This window comes from Gaetbulibacter sp. PBL-D1 (assembly GCF_050509525.1).
GTDB classification, from domain to species: domain Bacteria; phylum Bacteroidota; class Bacteroidia; order Flavobacteriales; family Flavobacteriaceae; genus Gaetbulibacter_B; species Gaetbulibacter_B jejuensis.
In genome coordinates this window covers 71,898-90,503 of sequence record NZ_JBNWKB010000012.1, presented here as the reverse complement: position 1 = coordinate 90,503, position 18,606 = coordinate 71,898, and the positions used below count along the sequence as shown (strand labels likewise).

Here is an 18,606-nt window from a genome sequence, read left to right as displayed (position 1 = left end):
GTAATGGCAAAAAAAGTTTTTCGAATTCACAATGAAGGCGCTCATAATACAGACTGGTTTACTTCAGATAAAATAAATGCCACATTAATAGATAATATAGTTACTGATGGTGGAGATGGTAAAAAATTACCAACTTCTATACCTAGTCCATTTGCAAGAATAGATTTAGTTAGAACTGCGTTCAGTGCTATTGGAGCCAATGGTAATTTAGATGGTATAACAAGAAATGGTAAGGCTGTAGCTAGCGATAATCACAAACTTGTTTCAGATGCTTTAGATATAGGTCAGTTGTTTTTTAACTATGATAAACATCAAGATGATTTAAGCTTAATTGTATGGAATAAGGATAAAGGGATTAATACACTTTTAAATTCAAATCAACATCAAAAGCACTTAGGGGATACATTAAAGTTATTCTTTGATCAAGATAGTAATCAATACAATTTTAATGAATTTAATAATATATATATATTACTTTACAAACATAAAATTATTGGAGGCACTTCACCTAGAACACTCTTTTTTGCTGCACCAGATGCAATAGGAACCGATATAAGATTTGGTCAAGATACAATGCTAGATGATATGCTTTTACCTCTCTACAGGAGAGACCCAAATTATATAAAATATTTAGTAGCACTTTCTAAAAAACCTAATTTTAATATATATTTTCCTGAGTTTAATAGCTATATAAGAAAAACGGTAGATAAATTATATAGTTATAATCCATCATTACATGGAGAATTAATGAATCAAGATGCAACATCTTATTTAGATTCTCTTAAACCAATACTATTTAATAATAACTTAGGTCAACCTGTTGAAGTAATTCAAAGCTTACTATTAAAACAGTTTAAAAAAGATCCTTCATTAATAGAAAAAGCAAGTGATTTTACTATAAAATCCAGTAAAAACATTGATGAGCTTACACCTTTGGTTTTACCTGTAGAAACCTTGAATTTACCATACATATATACAGAAGATAAATGGGATAGTAATACGAAGGTGCCATATCAAGATAGTAAACCTTTAAATGAAAGGTTATTACCAGATCAGGGTGATAAATATCCTTATCTAACAATGAATGATTTTTTAGAAAATACAATTATAAAACTGCCTTATAGTATAGATGAATCAAAATTCTTAACCTTAGGAAACGGTCAGTTTTTAATTCCGTTAAAACCTTTTTTCTTTAAGTATTTTTCTGTTAATGATCTTATTAATAAAAGTTTATTGAAAATAAAAGAGCTTGCGGGTAGTAGTGTTCAAGTAGAATTAAACATACCAATAAAGCAAGGTTTTATTTCTTATACAAAGATTTATAATACACGTTCTAATGTGACAGATGCAATTCAATTAGATAAAGGGGTAATTTTAGAAAAGTCACTTGCAATGTGTATTTATCCATTTAATAAAAGTAATGAGGTAAAACTTAATTATACCATTGGTTTAGCTGATATTTTTCCTAATAATTCAAATAAGCTTTCAGTTAATTTATATAACGATACTTCTCAAAATCCTTTAAAACCTAAAAAAAATAAGGAGCGATCTGATCAACCATATATCACTAGTCAAACCATTTTAGATCAAAATTTTGATGCAATAGGTTTAAATATGGGAGAAAGTCAGAACTATATTATACCTCTTTGGAACAATTATACAATTACAGGAGGAGATGCATACAAATTCGCAATAGATTTCGGAACCACTAACACACATATAGAATATGCTATTGAGGGGCAAGGAAGTGCAAAAGCATTTGATATTTTAGATACTGAAGAGCAGATTGCTTTTTTATTACCAGCTTCAGCTTCTCGAAGAACAGATGCAGTTAGAGTAATAGATGATGGTGAATCACATTTAATGCAAGAAATAATACCTAAGCGAATAGGTAAAGATGAGATGGTAAAAATGCCATTCAGATCTGCACTACTTCAAAATACTAATGTTAATTATGATTTAGCAACATTTGTGTTTGCAAATGCTAATATAGGTTTTGAATATGAGAAAAAACCAATCAGACCATACCTTAAAACATTTACAAATTTAAAGTGGTCACATGAGTCTAATAATGATAAGCAAGTAAAACATTACATTGAAGAAATTTTAATGCTTTGTAAAAACAAAGTTCTTAAAAACAATGGTGATTTGGCTAAAACAAAAATTATATGGTTTTATCCTGTTAGTATGACAACAAACCATTTAAATAGGTTTAGAAGAATTTGGTCAGAGTCATTTAATGCCATATTTAATACTAACGAAGAAAATTTAAGTAGTTTTCCAGAAAGTATTGCACCATTTTATCATTATAAGAACGAAGAAGGTATTAGAACAGCAGCTAGACCATCAATATCTATAGACATTGGAGGCGGAACAACTGATGTTATGGTCTATTTTGATGAGAAACCACAATTTATTACATCATTCAAGTTTGCTGGAAATGCCATTTTTGGTAATGGTTTTAATGGAAATATAAAGTCTAATGGTTTTGTTCAAAAATATAAAGATGTATTTGAAAATGTTTTAAACCAAAACAAGCTTGTAGAGGAAGCAAATATTTTAAAAAGAATTTATGGCGATTATATGTCTTCTACAGATCTCATTAACTATCTATTTTCTCTAAAAGAGAATAAGAATGTAGTTGAAAAACATCTTGATTTAGATCTTAATAAACACCTTGCTAATGATGATGATTTTAAAATAATCTTTTTACTGTTTTATTCTTCAATAATTTATCATATCGCTGAAATGATGAAGTTAAAAGGTGTTGATCAACCTAGAAACGTTGTTTTTAGTGGAACAGGATCAAAAACTTTAAAAATATTAGATGTAACATCTCAGCTTTCAAGCTTAACAAAAGTTTTTGAGGCAATTTTTAATAAAGTATATGGCAATGAATTAATTAATTTAGATGTGAAGTCTAAGGATAATCCTAAAGAAGTTACCTGTAAAGGTGGTTTTAGTATAGACAGTGATTTAGATGGTATTAAACACACAGATTTAATTGAGATAAATATAGGTAATGGAAATACTCCGAAAATTCAATCTAAGTCTCGTTCCCAAGAAGAAGTTATTACATACAAAGATCTAGATAAAAAATATTTAGAGGGGGTTATTGAAAATGTTAATAATTTCTATGATTTGTTTAATGATCTTATCCATGAATTAGATTTTAGAGGAGAATTTGGATTATCTAATAAATCTATAGAATTATTTAATCAAATAAAATCATACGATCAGCTTGATTACTTGATGCAAGGAGTAAAAGGGTTGTCTGATGATTCTACACCAGAAGAACCTGTTGCTCAAAGTTTATTCTTTTTTCCTTTAACAGGTTTACTATATGATTTGGCTTCTTCAATTAATCAATAATGATAGTGTTATGAATCTAATATTTTTAATACAGCTAGATATTGTGGGCCAAGTTAATGAGGATGTCGTAGGTACAACTGATGTTTTTTTTGACCTTAAAACGGTAATACTGATAGTAGCTATTTTAGTTCTTGTAATTATTAATCTGACCTTACTTCGAATGCTCAAAAAGTCTAATTCTAGAGTAAAAAAATTAAATAATAAGCCAGATTATTCTCATTTCAAAAATATAGAACAAAATACGGATAGAACTAAAATAGAAGCCCTTGAAAAAACCAATAAGAAATTAAAACAACAACTTACAGAGATAAAACAAATACCTAAAACTGGTAGGGTAAATGAAGTTGAAGAGATAAAAATGGAGAAACAAGAGTTTTTAGAAGAAGAGGGACCAGTTGTCCAAAATTTTAAGATAGAAAAACCAGAAGTTTTGTTTTTACCATCTCCTTTTGAAGATAGAAAATTTTCAACCGAAGATGTGAGTAAAGAAAGAACACCATTTTCTTTATATAAGATAAAACTAAACCCATCTAAAGTCTTTGGTGATTTAACCTTTCTAGAAGATGCAGATTTGTCAAGAGCTTTAAACTCTCCAGACCATTATCTTGAAAAAGCATGCGTTTATGTAAATGCTTTTAATATAGAATCCAAAGGTATAGCAGTCGTTGAGGCAGGTGAAGTAAAACTAGAGAATGATGATTGGTTCATTGTACAAAAAGTAAAAATCAAATTTATTTAGTGATGGAGGGAATTGAGAAAGTTGAGATTGCTGTAATTTTTGTTTTAATAGGGTTTCAAATATATTTTGCATTTAAGTTATGGCAAAAAATAGTTTTGTATAAAAATGTTTTTAAGAATCCGCCACTTCTCGGTCTTAAAGATGTGTCATTAAGTCTTTATAATGAGGGTGATGTAGATGAAATACTTTTAGATGAAAATTTTAATGAAGATGTAGAATTTGACAGCCTTACAATTAGAATAGCTTACCTAGTAAATAACTCGAAAAATGTTGTTATAAGTGAGATCTGCAATTCTATTAATACATATCTTATTAAAAATAAAAGTGCAGCTATAGATTTTCATATTTTGAAGGATATAACGGACAGAAATGTAGAGATTAAAGAAGGTGAAATAGATAATAATATTCCAGCTCCGTTATATATAGGTTTAGCAGCAACTATGCTGGGTATAATATTTGGATTATTTGCAATTAATTTTAATACCCCTACGAGTGAAAGTGCTACATTAGCTTTGGAAGCTATAAAACCTCTAATAAATGGTGTGAAAATTGCCATGACAGCTTCTGTTACGGGACTAATTATTACAACTATATTTTCGATTTTGATATTTAAAAGTGCAAAATCAAAAGTAGAAAATGGTAAAAACGAATTTTTATCTTTTTTACAATCGGAGCTTTTGCCAAAAATGAATAAGTCAAAACTTCCAGAAGTTCAAACCCTATCGAATAAATTAGACGCGTTTGCAAGAAGCACATCTGGTGTAGTCGCTCAATTAGATAGTGTGGTCAAAAATTCATCCCAAGCTATAAATAGAGAACAAGATCTAATTGAACAAATCAAAGAGCTAGACGTTAAAAAAGTTGCGTCAGTAAACTTAGATGTGTTTAATCAACTACAAGGGATGATGGGGTCATTTCAAGAATTTGCAAAATATTATGAGCATTTAGATAAGTCTTTGTTGAATACAAGCAATCTGTTAAGTAACTTACAGGTGTTCGTTGCAAATACACATAATATTAATGTAATATTAGAGGATATAAAAAGTACTGTTGCAAAAAGTAATCAATCAACCGAGTTTTTTAATACCCATATAAAGTCTTTTGTTAATTATGAAGATGCTGTTAAAGAAGCTGTGGCAAATACAGATTCTAAAATGTCTAGAGCAATTGAAGAATTAACAAGTTCTGCTCATAAACAATTCGAAGCATATAATAGTGTTATTTCAGAATATGACTCAAAACTTTCTACAGCTTTTAACAAGTCTATAGAGTCGTTTACAGAAGTAATGACAAAACAAGTTGCTAAAACTGAAGAGGCTTTTAATACTGCAAGACCTAAATTTGAATTGTTAAGTAAATTAAATAAGTTAGATGTAATTGAAGAACGATTACAAAGTTTAGAAAATGAGTTAACACAGGTCATTTCTAATGGGAATAATTCAATTGTTAAAGCTATTGAAGCGATTAATATTAAGCCAATTAAAGTAGAATCAGAAACTAAAATTCCTGAGCTTAACTTTCCTAAGCCTAGTGTTTTTCAAAATGTTGTATCCACACTTAGTATATTGACTTATACTGTTATTATTTCAGGCGCTTGTTATTATGTTTATATAAATTACTTTAAATGAAAAAAACAGGCTTTTTTTGGGTAAGTTTCGCTGACTTAATGACGAGTTTGTTTTTTCTAATGCTTGTTTTGTATGTAATAACTTTTGTAATCTTAAAGGTTGAACAAGGTAAAATAGAAGCACAGAACGAACAGTTAAAAAAAATACTTCAAATAGAAGAACAATTTCAGCCATTACAAAATGATAAGGATTTCTTTTACCTAGATGATTGTGAGAAGTATGTAGCCAAAGAGTTAATTGGTATTGAAATATTTGAGCCAGATAAAACCGAAATATTAGAAGCACATAAAGAAACTGTAGTTCAAGTTGGATATAAAATAAATAAGTTTTTAGAAAGTCTCAGAGCGCAAAATGCTAAATTTAGCTACCTGCTGGTAATAGAAGGAAATATGGCTAATTCATGGGATAGAAGGTTTAGTTTAGATTCTAATTATGGATATTCAAAAAGTTATGAGCGAGCCTTATCAGTTTATAATTTATGGAACAAAGAAGGTATAAATTTTAGAGGAGGAAATGTTGAAGTATTAATTTGCGGAAGTGGATTTAACGGGCTCTGTAGAGATTCAAATGAGAAAAACAACAAAAGGTTCTCCATTCAAATTATACCAAAAATAGAAAAGATTGATTACAAGTTTTAAGATGATGTATAAGAAATTAAAAACAACTTGTACTTTTATGAGTTTAGCGTTAGTATTGATGCTTCAATCTTGTGTAGGTTGCTCAAATTCAGGGAGATCTCAGTTAATAGCTAGAGCTAAGGAAGAAGCGTCTAAAAGCAAAACAAAACCAGTACCTAATACAATCGATAAAACAGTAAAACCTAAAGTTGTTAAATTAGAGGATATTGTAACACCTTCAGAAAAACAATCGATTAATAAAAATTTAGTTAGGGATAGAATACCAAAAGCACAAGGTAATTTAATTCAAGTAGAAGGTCTTGTTTTAAAAGAGGTTATGGAATTAAACATAAAACTAAATTCTGGTAAATCACAAATAGAACAAATTTTTGCCATGCAAAAACATGTTAAAGCTAATTGGCATTATATTTTTGATCCAGAAACAGGAAAAGATACTTGGCGATCAGCAGAAGCAACATTGTCGTTAAAATATAAAGGTCAATACTCTGGCGATTGTGATGATTTTGCAATATTAATGGCTTCTATGGCTAGACAAATTGGGCTAAGATCTCGTATGATAGGTGGATTTGATAAAGGAGATGGACATGCATTTGCTGAATTTTTATTGCCAAAAGGAGCCTTGTCCAACCTACAATTAAAACAACTAGATTGTAGAAAAGATCAAATTGGAATATGGGTAAGCTTAGATTGGTTTAATGGGCAAGACCATAATCGATTTACTAAAGATATTATAATTTTTGATGACATATAAGTTCTGATGATAAAAACCAATTACAGCAACTTAATTTTATTTATACTTTTCGTTTTTTTTATTGGTTGTAATCCAAATAGTAAACAATCGGCTAGTTTAGATGTTGAATCTACTGTTGCTAATGCTATACTATGTGATAGTATAAAAGCTAACCTGAAAAGTAAAGTAGTTTTTAATAGTAGTGAGTCATTAAAAATTGTTTCTTGGAATATTCAGGATTTGGGGCAATCTAAAAGTGATGATGAAATTGATTTTATTGTAAATGCGGTTAAGGATTTTGATTTAGTTGCAATCCAAGAAGTGGTAGCTAAGCATCCTGCAGGAGCACAAAAGGTTGCTCAAATTGCAGAGGGTTTAAATAGAAAAGGGTTTAAATGGGATTATAGAATTAGTAACCCTACAAACAGTCCTTCTGCTAAAATGAGTGAACGCTATGCATACATATGGAAAACTAGCCGTTTAGATATTGTAGGAAGTCCTTATTTAGATTCTAAATTAGCGTCGAAAATAATTCGAGAACCGTTTATTTCGAAGTTTAAGCTAAAGAGCAAAAATATAGCCTTCTATATAGTTAATTTCCATTCAAGAAAGCATAATGATCAACCAGAAATTGAGATTGAACATTTTCAATATTATCTAGATAGATTGAGTACCCAAAAGCTCATTATAGCTGGAGACTTTAATCTAAGTGAAAAGCATAAAGTTTGGAATGGCTTGTATAAGCAGGGTTTTAAATCAGCTCTTAATGACTCTAAAACAACATTAAAACAGAAATGTAAAAAAAATAAATATTTGAGCCATGAAATTGATAATGTATACTTTTCAAAAGATATAAAGTTTTTAAAGTCTGGCGTAATAGATTACGTAGAAACCTGTGCCAATTTAAAGGCTGCTAGGTTAATTTCAGATCATTTACCTGTTTTTTTAGAGTTTACTATTAACGAATAGCTGTAAACGTAAAACCAAAAATGCTAATGGCAGATGTTTTCAGCATTAGCTTTTAAAAGTCTTACGATATTTAAATAATTAATTTTTTTAGGTATTGAGGAAACCCGTAAAGTAAACTTAATATCTCCATTTACTTTTGGTTTATATTAATTATAAATCAACTAAAAATGAAAAAATTATTTGTGGTATCTAGTTTGTCTGTTTTAATTTTATGCACAAGTTGTGCTTCAATATTTACAGGAGCTAAAAGAAATGTTTTGTTTGAATCTAACCCATCAGGCGCTAAAGTTTATGTCAATGGTTTTGAAAAGGGTACAACGCCTACACAAATTAAGGTTAAGGCAGATGATCATATAAACTTTAAACTAGATGGATATAAAGAACGAGTGGTGATAATGGACAGTAAGTTTAATTTAGTTGCAATTTTAAATGGAATTTCAATTATCGGTTGGGGAATTGATGCTTTAACTGGTTCTTTAAAGCGTGTCGATACTCAATATGTAAAAGTTGATTTAGAGTCAACAACAAAAGATGCTGTAAGCGTTACAGAATATTTGGAAAAAGGCAAAATTCAAAAAGTTAATATAAATACCAAAGATAAAGTTATTGAAACAGTTCTTATTTTAAATTAAAATATGTTAAAGAGGTAGTATCTCAACTACCTCTTTGCCTTTACGGAAAACCTCAAATTCACCTATTTGAATTTTTGTATCTTGAAATAAGTTATTAATTAAATTTTCAATAATGTCAGACAAAATTAAAATGACACCAAAGCGAATAAAGTTTATTGAAACGTATGCTGGCTTTAATGATCATGAAACACTTAAGGAAATTCTATTTGCGCAACAACTACAAATTGAGAAATTAGAAAAAATTAGAAGTAACACATCAGTATTGGTTTGGTGGCTGGTTGCATTGCCTTTAATTTTTGGAATACTAATGGTGGTTTTTGGAATTGGATGAGGAGTCAAAATATAATTAACTAAAAGGGTTTAATCCAACCTTAATTTTCTATCTTTAATCTCCTTTAATAATTAATAGCGACTCACCACGAGGCGCTTTCTTTATGAAACAATTTTAACTAAATGGCTAAACAAACCAAAACCAAGTCCATAGAAGAAACGCTGTGGCAATCTTGTGATAAACTAAGAGGTTCTATAGAACCTAGCGAATACAAACACGTTGTGCTAGGTTTAATCTTCCTAAAATTTGCAAGCGATAAGTTTGAGGAACGCAAAAAAGAGCTCATAGCTGAAGGCAAAGAAAAGTACGTAGAAATGAAAGATTTCTACAACATGAAAAACGTGTTCTTTTTGCAAGACACAAGTCGCTGGAGCTACATAAAAGCCAATGCCAAACAAGATGACCTAGCACTTAAAATTGATACAGCATTACACCAAATAGAAAAAAACAATCCAGCACTTAAAGGGGCATTACCAGATAACTATTTTTCACGTTTAGGTTTAGACAAAACTAAACTCGCATCACTGATTGATAAGATAAGCGAAATCAATACCATTGCCGATAAACAAAATGATATTGTAGGGCGTGTTTATGAATATTTCCTATCCAAGTTCGCTATAAAAGAAGGTAAAGGAAAGGGAGAGTTCTACACACCAAAGAGTATTGTAAACCTCATTGCCGAAATGATAGAACCGTACCAAGGCATCATTTACGATCCAGCTTGTGGTTCTGGAGGTATGTTTGTGCAGTCCATAAAGTTTATAGAAAATCATCACGGTAACAAAAAGGAAGTTTCGGTGTACGGACAAGAGTATACCAATACCACCTACAAACTGGCAAAAATGAACCTTGCCATTCGTGGTATTGCTGCCAATTTAGGCGAGAAAGCAGCAGATACGTTTGGAGCAGACCAACACCCAGACCTTAAGGCAGACTTTATTATGGCAAATCCGCCCTTTAACCAAAAAGATTGGAGAGCCGAAAACGAACTCACCGACGACCCACGTTGGCGTGGTTACGAGGTGCCACCAAAAAGTAACGCCAATTATGGTTGGATTTTGAATATGGTAAGCAAACTGTCCACTAATGGTGTGGCTGGTTTTATCTTGGCAAACGGTGCACTCTCTGGTGGAGGCGATGAATATAAGATTCGTAAAAAATTAATCGAAAACAATCTCGTAGAAGCCATTGTGATTTTACCAAGAAATATGTTTTATACCACAGACATTTCGGTAACCCTTTGGATTTTAAATAATAACAAAAACGAAAAAACCGTAAACAAAGGTACCGAAACGCGACACTACCGCAATCGTGAGGAAGAGATTCTCTTTATGGATTTACGCCAACAAGGAGAACCTTTTGAGAAAAAGTACATCCAATTCTCAAACACCCAAATAGAGGCCATTGCCAAAACCTATCATATGTGGCAAACAGATGTGGAAGCATATAAAAATGTGCCAGAATACTGTTACTCAGCAACCAAAGACGAAGTCATTAAAAAAGACTATTCTTTAGTGCCAAGTAAATATATAGAGTTTGTAAACCAAGACGAAAACATCGATTTTCATGCCAAGATGCAAACCTTACAAACTGAGCTTAAAGACTTGCTAGAACAAGAGGAAGCCTCTAAAACCGAATTACAAAACGTGTTTAAAGCATTAGGCTATGAGTTATAAAAAACTTGGGGATTATATACAGCCTGTAAATATTAGAAATACAGAACTCAAAGTAGAGACGTTACTTGGTGTTAGTATTAAGAAGATTTTAATGCCATCCATTGCTAATACTATTGGGACGAATATGAAGAACTATAAGATTATTCGCAAAAATCAGTTTGCTTATGGTCCTGTAACCTCTAGAAACGGAGATAAAATTTCAATTGCTTTGTTAGAAGAACATAATGAAGCTATAGTATCTCAAGCATATACAGTTTTTGAAGTTGTTGATGATGATAAATTGTTACCAGAATATTTAATGATGTGGTTTAGGCGTCCAGAGTTTGACCGCTACGCACGATTTAAATCTCACGGTTCTGCAAGAGAAACGTTTGATTGGGATGAACTTTGCGAAGTAACACTACCTATTCCATCCATAGAAAAACAACAACAAATCGTAGCCGAGTACAACACGGTAACCTATCGCATAGAACTCAACGAAAAAATAAACACCAATCTAGAAGCAACTGCACAAGCCTTATACAAACATTGGTTTGTAGATTTCGAGTTTCCCATAGACCTCTGTCAGTCTGAGCTTGTCGAAGACCCTAACTGTCACCTCGAGCACGTCACCTCGAGCACGTCACCTCGAGCGCAGTCGAGAGGCGAGAAGCGAGAGGTCTCTTTAGAAACTCTCAATAAAATAGATTTCACCAAAGGCTACAAATCTTCTGGCGGTAAAATGGTATACAATGAGGAATTGGATAAGGAGATTCCTGAAGGGTGGAGCGTGGAGAGGTTGGAAGATGCAGTTAAAATAATACGAGGTGCATCACCAAGACCTATTGCGGATTATATTTCAAATAAAGGAGCACCTTGGGTCAAAATTTCTGATGCAACTGCGTGCTCTAATCAATTCTTATATAAAACAAAACAATTTATAAAAGAGATAGGTGTTTCAAAGAGTAGAGTTGTATTACCTGAAACGTTAATCCTTTCTAATAGTGCAAGTCCTGGTTTGCCGAGAATTATGAAAATTAAAGCTTGTGTCCACGATGGTTGGTTAATTTTTAATGATTATAAAAATATAACTAGAGAATATTTATTACAATTTTTGATTGCCAACAAAAGAGATATATTATCTAACAGTAATGGTAGTGTTTTTAAAAATTTAAAAACTGAAATATTAAAAGAGTTCCCAATAATTATATCCAATAAGAATATTTTGAATCTGTATACAACTAATCAAAAAATAATTGATGATAAACTAGAAAGAATATCTACTGAATTATTATCTCTCAAAGAGCTGCAAAGTCTATTATTAGCTAAAATGACACAGGTAACTAAAACGGTAGATATAAATATATAAATATGAAATACAAATATCAATTAATAACAATAGGGACATTAGGCGGTTTGTCAGAAGCGGTAATTGATTTGTTTTTTGAAAAAGTATCAGAATTAAAATTGAATAAGGATGCTTTTATTGTGATTGACGAGCACAATTTTTCAAATGATTACAAGAGAAATCAACCTTCATTTGCTATTTACTTTGGTGATACCCGAGGAGATTTTAAACATCTTGATATTGTGGATACACTTCTTAAAGACGGTACAATGATACTGCCTGTTTATTATACAGATAAAAAATTTAAAAGCGAAATACCCAAAGTGCTAGAGAATCAAAATGGGTTATTGCATAACTCATTCAAAAACATAAAAATAGTCAATCTCGCATTAGAAGCGTTTGAGTTATTGAGGTCTTCTAGAAAAGTATTTGTGAGTTATAAAAGAACAGAATCTGCTTCTGTGGCAATACAGTTATATGAGGCATTGGAGAGAAATAATTTTGATGTATTTCTAGATACACATTCCATTAAACAAGGAGAACCGTTTCAAGAAGAGTTATGGCATAGAATGACAGATTGTGATGTTATAGTATTGCTTAATACACCTAAATTTTTAGAGAGTTATTGGTGTAAAGAAGAAATTGCAGAAGCAAGTGCAAAACAAATTGGTATTATTCAATTCGTGTGGCCAAATCATAAATTAGAATCTATGGCTCACGTTTGTATTCCGAAACAACTCAATAGTTCTGATTTTGAAAACGGAGTTTATGATGATGGGGATACTTCTAAACTTACTGAATCCTTTATTGATAACTTGGTAAGTAATGTAGAATCTATGAGAGCTAGAAATTTGGCATCTAGACAAGATAGCTTAATAACGGAGTTTTCAAATTTTGCTCTAAAACACGGAAAAAAAATCAATCTACAACCAGAACGATTCATAACAGAAGAACTTGCTAATAACAAGAGACGAATATTTATTCCAAGCGTAGGTATCCCTCAATCAGTAAATTGTAATCAATCTGAAGAAATTATTAAAGAAATAAAAGATTACGAGGTAGATAGTGTGCATCTTATTTATGATGATTTGAAAATACGAGATAAGTGGCTAAATCATCTAGATTGGTTAAATAAGTATTTGAAAGTACAGACGATTAAGAAAAAAAACTTTGACAAATGGCTAAAAGTGAATTAAAAAATATTTTTCTATCAGCAAGTATCCCCTTACCAGAAAGAGATGCTAAGTATTACGAAACAGCTGATGTCATAGCTATACGTGATGCAGTACTCGCTTTGTGTACATCTGTATTACCTAATTATAGGTTAGTTTGGGGTGGGCATCCGTCAATTACACCTTTGATAAATTATGTCTTGTTAAAGCTAAATATGGATATACAAGACCATGTTTTGTTATATCAATCTAAATTTTTCGAAGAGTATTATCCAGAAGACAATGATAAATTCAAAAATATAATACAAACACCTATATCTGGAGGAAGAGAGACAAGCCTTAGACTTATGCGAGAATTAATGTTTGGTGACAAAAAGTTTGAAGCAGGTATATTTATTGGTGGTATGGAAGGAATTGAGCAAGAATATAGTATGTTTAAAGAGTTTCATCCCAAAGCTATAACTATACCTTTAGCTAGTACAGGTGCTGCGGCTAAAATGATTTATGATAACAACATAAATATGAATGAGCGATTTCTACATGATTATGCGTTCTCGTCTGTGTTCCAAGATTTTTTAATAGATAAATTGTAATATATGGGAAGAAAAATATTTGTGTCCTATAAGTATAAAGATGTAAAAGTGGCAAAGCTTCAGGATTATTATTATGAAGAGATAGACGGTAAAATGATTTTTAACAAAAGACTTACAAGGGTAAGAGACTATGTTAATAAATTACAGGAAACTATTGGAAGAGATAATATAAATTTAGGGGAAAAGGATGGTGAAAGTCTTGAAGATTTCACTAATTCTCAAATTCAAACAACTTTAAAAGATAAAATATTTGGGAGTAGTGTAACAATAGTTATGATTTCAAAGGGAATGAAAGATAGTAGTAAGTCAGAAAATGAACAATGGATTCCTTGGGAAGTGTCATATTCACTAAAAGAGATAACTAGAGCAGATAGAATTAGTAGAATGAATGCGGTTTTAGGTATTGTACTTCCTGATGAGACAGGTAATTACGATTGGTATTATACCCATAACCCACTTTGTAATAGTACTACACATCATACAGGACAGTTGTTTAACATTCTTAAAAACAATATGTTTAATATAAAACAGCCAACCACTAGAGAATGTAGTGGAACGATTATTAATGAAGGTGAATGCTCTTTTATTAGAACTGAAACATGGGATAATTTCATAAACAATCATAAATTTTTCATTGATGTTTCGATTGAGATAAGAGATAATCATAATGCTTATGCGATTGTTAAAAAAGTTGAATAATAATGCAGCCTACTTTATCTGAATTACAAACCTTTCTCAACCAAAATGAGATACCCAAAATAAAGAGCAAACCCAAAACCTTTTTAGGCATTGCCAAACAACCACATTATGAGAACGTGTTATCTAATATTTATGCGTTTTATTTTGATGTAAACGAGGAGCACAAATTAAATGACTTGTTTATTAGTAGCTTATTGGAAGTTATTAATGAGAGTAATCAGCAAATAGAAACATTTGTAAATTTTGAAGTACTTACTGAGTTTAGTGTGAGCGACCAAAAGCGTATAGATATACTACTACAAAACACAGACCAAGCCATTATAATTGAAAATAAGGTTTATCATCATCTTAATAACGATTTAGATGTCTATTACAATGATGTGGCTGCCTCTGTTAAAATAGGAGTTGTATTATCCATAGATACTATATCAAGCATTAACCATCCGCATTTTATAAACATTACGCATCTACAATTGCTTTCTAAAGTAATGAGCAACTTGGGTAATTACCTATTAGAGGCACGAGACAAATATGTGGTGTTTTTAAAAGACCTTTATCAAAACACTATTAATTTAAGCCAACCACTTATGAATGAAAATGATTTTAATTTTTATTTCGAAAACCAACAAAAAATCAACAACCTAGTTACTTATAGAGTTGAAGCAAGGAAACACCTAGAGCACGAAGTAAAAAGAGCATTTAATACGCTTGAAGAACAAGATTTAAATATAAGACTCTATGAGTCTAAAGGAGAATTAGGTAATAAGTTGAGTTACTTTGAATCTACAATAGATAAAAACTTGATGTTTACCATAGTTTATAATGGCTTGTTAAAAGAGGAAAGGACTTTAAAATTAATTATAGAGTTAAAAGGAAAAGCGCTAAAGGATAAAGAAATTTATAGAGGTATCACCTTGTCTGGAAAAGACAATGAGAGTTTTTATAAATCTAAAAATAAGGTTTATGCACATTTTGCTGTAAAGAGTTATCAATTAGAACAAAAGGATATAAGGAGTTTAAGTCAAGTGATAATTAATAAGCTTAATGAAGATGGTTTTATAAGCACTTTTACCAAGTTAGAAAACATTTTAAAGTTAAGTAAGTAGTAAAAAATATATTATTTGATGTCAAAAAACATTATAAGTCAAAAAGCTGTAGAACTGCTAGATTATCAACTACAAACCTTTCTTAACCAAAATGAGATACCTACTGTAAAGCAGAATGTTGGATTTTTAGAGATTATTAATAAATCGCATAACGAAACGATAAATAGTAATTTGTATGCGCATTTTTTATCCTGTAAAATTAATCCTATAAAACATGCTTTTTTAGATGCATTACTCGATTTAATAGAAGAGAAGGCGTCCAAAAAACTATCAATAGCTCAATTTCAGGTAAGAACCGAGTTAGCAACAACTACAGGGAGAATAGATATTGTATTAGAAGACAATTTAAATCTTAATACGATACTTATCGAAAATAAAATTTATCACAATCTACATAACGACTTAAAAGAGTATTGGACTTTTTTTAAACTTAATGAATCAAAAAAAGTTGGGGTATTACTCACCCTAAAGCCTCACACAATTCCTGTTGAAGTACAGGGTAAATTTATAAACATTACGCATTGGGAGTGGATTTCTAAAGTTAAAGAAATCCTTGATGTTGATAGTTTGAAAGATGAAGCTTACAAACGTTATGTTACCGATTTTTTTAACACAATAGAAAATATTTCTACAACCTATAAAATGAACAATTCAGCAAAATTCTTTTTCAATAACGCTATTCAGGTTAATAAAGTGTATGACACTATAGTTGAAGGACATGGATACTTAATTTCACAATATCAGCTTATTGCAGAGAAACTTGGACTTCAAACTTATGGAAGTGATATAAATTGGCGGAATATTTGGGATGAAGAGAACCACTTAGATACCTTTATAACTATTGATGCGCAAGATTTAGTTTCAGGAAAGTATCCTAGATATAAAATCATATTAGAGCTAATGAGGAAAGATAAAGATCGTGTGGAGGAGTTATCCGTAAAGTTTGAGAATCATGCTCAATTTAATGATAAGTTCAGAGGACAAACACGTGGTATGCATTGTCACTTTTTGGTAAAAGAATATGATATAGACCTAAATGACCTAGATAAGTTTGCTGAAATTGTTGAGCATAATATTAAAACTGACTTTAATAAGATTTTTATTGAAGTTGTAGAATATCTATATCCAGGTAAAAACATTAATATCTGGAAACATAATTTTATGGCAGTAAATAAAAATGATTAATTTATAAAGACTCATGGCAAAATACTCAGTCCATCAACAACCTGTAGAAACTTTATTAAGCTGGATAAAATCTGGCGAAATTGCTATCCCAGAGATACAACGTCCATTCGTTTGGAAAAATTCTAAAGTAAGAGATTTAATAGATTCTCTGTATCAAGGCTATCCTGTAGGTTATATCATTACTTGGCGTAACCCAGATGTAAAGCTTAAAAATGGAGAATTATCAGCTGGTAAAAAAGTACTTATTGATGGGCAACAACGTATTACGGCTTTAACAGCTGCCGTAGTAGGCCAAAGGGTGTTAAATAAAAACTACAAGGAAATTAATATTCGTATTGCTTTTAATCCGCTTACCGAAAAATTTGAAGTCCTAAATAAGGCTTTCGAAAAAAGTCCAGAGTGGATTAACAACATTAATCCAATCATCAATGATGAGATTTCAGTATTTGAAGCCATTGATGATTATATGACTTTAAACCCTGAAGCTGATAAACGGAATGTAATTAAGGTGATTGAAAAACTAAAAGGGATAAAAACCAAACAGGTTGGTATCATAGAATTAGATCATTCTTTGGATATTGATACAGTTACAGATATTTTTATTCGTATCAACCAAAAAGGTGTGGTGTTGAGTAATGCCGATTTTGTAATGTCTAAAATTGCATCGGATGAAGTACATGAAGGTAACAAAATGCGTAAGCAAGTCGATTACTTTTGTAGGTTGTTGGTAGATAAAGATTTTAACAAACACATATTAGATAACGATACAAACTTTGCAAATACCGAGTATTACAAAGCTATTAAGTGGATGGCTACAGGCAGTGACGATTTGTTTGTGCCAGATTATATAGATGTACTTCGTGTGGCGTACACCTATAAGTTTAGTCGTGGTAAGTTTAGTGATTTAGTAGCCTTATTATCTGGTCGTAATTTTGAAGCCAGAACTTATGAGAATGAAATAGCTGAACAGAGTTACAAAATGCTATCAGAAGGATTAATGGATGTGGTAAACCAAACGAGTTACCAACGGTTTATCATGCTAATAAAGTCTGCTGGTCTAATCAATCAGAAATTGATATCCTCTAAAAACAGTTTGAACTTCTCGTATGCTTTATACTTGAAATTACGTCATCAAGGTATGCCAGAGTCTGAAATACAGCATTACGTAAAGCGTTGGTTGGTGTTGTCTCTATTAATTGGGCGTTATTCTGGGTCTGCTGAATCTATGATAGATGAAGATATCAAACAAATTAATGAAAAAGGAATAGAGGTATATTTAAAACAAATGGAACAAAACCATTTAGGTCAAGGATTTTGGGAGTTTGCTTTAGTAAATCAATTAGAGTCTTCTAGTATTAATAACAATGCATACAATGTGTATTTAGCAGCGCAATGTTATAACAATGCGCCTGCATTTTTATCAAAAAGTATGAAAATTAGTAGTCTAATTGAGCAGCGTGGAGACATACATCATATTTTCCCAAAAAAGTACTTATCTAAAAACAGTTATTTGCCAAAACAGTATAACCAAGTAGCCAATTTTGTTTATACCGAACAGGCTACTAATATCAAAGTTGGTATGATGACACCACATGACTATTTGGCTAAAGTTATGGAGCAAATTCTAAATAAGGTTTATGATATTAGTACACTAGATTCTAGAAAAGACCTGGAAGAAAATTTATGGCACAATGACATACCTAACACAATTTATACGTCCACACATATAGATTATAACGATTTTCTAATAGAAAGGCGTAAATTAATGGCTGCCAAAATTAAAGCCTTTTATGAGCAATTGTAATTTAT

General features: G+C 31.0%; 16 protein-coding genes. All 16 read left to right on the top strand.

The genetic code is table 11. From position 1 onward, the window contains the following. Positions 1-3 precede the first annotated feature (3 nt). Positions 4-3,372, top strand: a complete 3,369-nt coding sequence (locus tag ACQ0RB_RS11450; RefSeq protein ID WP_430498564.1) for a cell division protein FtsA — start codon at positions 4-6, stop codon at positions 3,370-3,372. Continuing rightward, complete coding sequence (locus ACQ0RB_RS11445; RefSeq protein ID WP_430498563.1) at positions 3,344-4,111, top strand: hypothetical protein; 768 nt, start codon at positions 3,344-3,346, stop codon at positions 4,109-4,111. Before ACQ0RB_RS11450 ends, ACQ0RB_RS11445 begins: the two co-directional genes overlap by 29 nt. Before the next feature lie 2 nt (positions 4,112-4,113). Then, the gene (locus ACQ0RB_RS11440) at positions 4,114-5,739 is read left to right on the top strand and encodes a hypothetical protein (RefSeq protein WP_430498561.1); all 1,626 of its coding nucleotides are present in this window, start codon (positions 4,114-4,116) and stop codon (positions 5,737-5,739) included. Continuing rightward, positions 5,736-6,377, top strand: coding sequence for a hypothetical protein (locus ACQ0RB_RS11435; protein WP_430498559.1), 642 nt, complete (start codon positions 5,736-5,738; stop codon positions 6,375-6,377). The genes ACQ0RB_RS11440 and ACQ0RB_RS11435 overlap by 4 nt, the downstream gene beginning before the upstream one ends. A 37-nt stretch (positions 6,378-6,414) precedes the next feature. Then, complete coding sequence (locus ACQ0RB_RS11430; RefSeq protein WP_430498557.1) at positions 6,415-7,128, top strand: transglutaminase-like domain-containing protein; 714 nt, start codon at positions 6,415-6,417, stop codon at positions 7,126-7,128. Positions 7,129-7,134: 6 nt separating this feature from the next. Continuing rightward, on the top strand, positions 7,135-8,076 hold the full coding sequence (locus ACQ0RB_RS11425) for an endonuclease/exonuclease/phosphatase family protein (RefSeq protein ID WP_430498555.1): 942 nt from the start codon (positions 7,135-7,137) through the stop codon (positions 8,074-8,076). Between the two features lie 167 nt (positions 8,077-8,243). Next, on the top strand, positions 8,244-8,708 hold the full coding sequence (locus ACQ0RB_RS11420; RefSeq protein WP_129761719.1) for a PEGA domain-containing protein: 465 nt from the start codon (positions 8,244-8,246) through the stop codon (positions 8,706-8,708). A gap of 112 nt (positions 8,709-8,820) precedes the next feature. Beyond that, positions 8,821-9,039, top strand: coding sequence for a hypothetical protein (locus ACQ0RB_RS11415; protein WP_262733861.1), 219 nt, complete (start codon positions 8,821-8,823; stop codon positions 9,037-9,039). A gap of 122 nt (positions 9,040-9,161) precedes the next feature. Next, entirely contained in the window at positions 9,162-10,715 is a 1,554-nt protein-coding gene (locus ACQ0RB_RS11410) for an N-6 DNA methylase (protein WP_430498552.1), read from the top strand. A gap of 91 nt (positions 10,716-10,806) precedes the next feature. Then, positions 10,807-12,063, top strand: coding sequence for a restriction endonuclease subunit S (locus ACQ0RB_RS11405; protein ID WP_430498551.1), 1,257 nt, complete (start codon positions 10,807-10,809; stop codon positions 12,061-12,063). Positions 12,064-12,065: 2 nt separating this feature from the next. Beyond that, positions 12,066-13,238 (top strand): toll/interleukin-1 receptor domain-containing protein, encoded by a 1,173-nt coding sequence (locus ACQ0RB_RS11400; RefSeq protein WP_430498549.1) that lies wholly within the window; start codon positions 12,066-12,068, stop codon positions 13,236-13,238. Next, positions 13,220-13,807 (top strand): hypothetical protein, encoded by a 588-nt coding sequence (locus ACQ0RB_RS11395; protein ID WP_430498547.1) that lies wholly within the window; start codon positions 13,220-13,222, stop codon positions 13,805-13,807. Before ACQ0RB_RS11400 ends, ACQ0RB_RS11395 begins: the two co-directional genes overlap by 19 nt. A gap of 3 nt (positions 13,808-13,810) precedes the next feature. Then, the gene (locus tag ACQ0RB_RS11390; protein ID WP_430498545.1) at positions 13,811-14,506 is read left to right on the top strand and encodes a TIR domain-containing protein; all 696 of its coding nucleotides are present in this window, start codon (positions 13,811-13,813) and stop codon (positions 14,504-14,506) included. Between the two features lie 2 nt (positions 14,507-14,508). After that, the gene (locus ACQ0RB_RS11385) at positions 14,509-15,612 is read left to right on the top strand and encodes a PD-(D/E)XK nuclease family protein (RefSeq protein WP_430498543.1); all 1,104 of its coding nucleotides are present in this window, start codon (positions 14,509-14,511) and stop codon (positions 15,610-15,612) included. Between the two features lie 18 nt (positions 15,613-15,630). After that, positions 15,631-16,797 (top strand): hypothetical protein, encoded by a 1,167-nt coding sequence (locus ACQ0RB_RS11380; protein ID WP_430498541.1) that lies wholly within the window; start codon positions 15,631-15,633, stop codon positions 16,795-16,797. A 13-nt stretch (positions 16,798-16,810) separates the two neighbouring features. Then, positions 16,811-18,601 carry a GmrSD restriction endonuclease domain-containing protein gene (locus ACQ0RB_RS11375; RefSeq protein WP_430498539.1) on the top strand — a complete coding sequence of 597 codons (1,791 nt, stop codon included), beginning with the start codon at positions 16,811-16,813 and terminating at the stop codon, positions 18,599-18,601. Positions 18,602-18,606 lie beyond the last annotated feature (5 nt).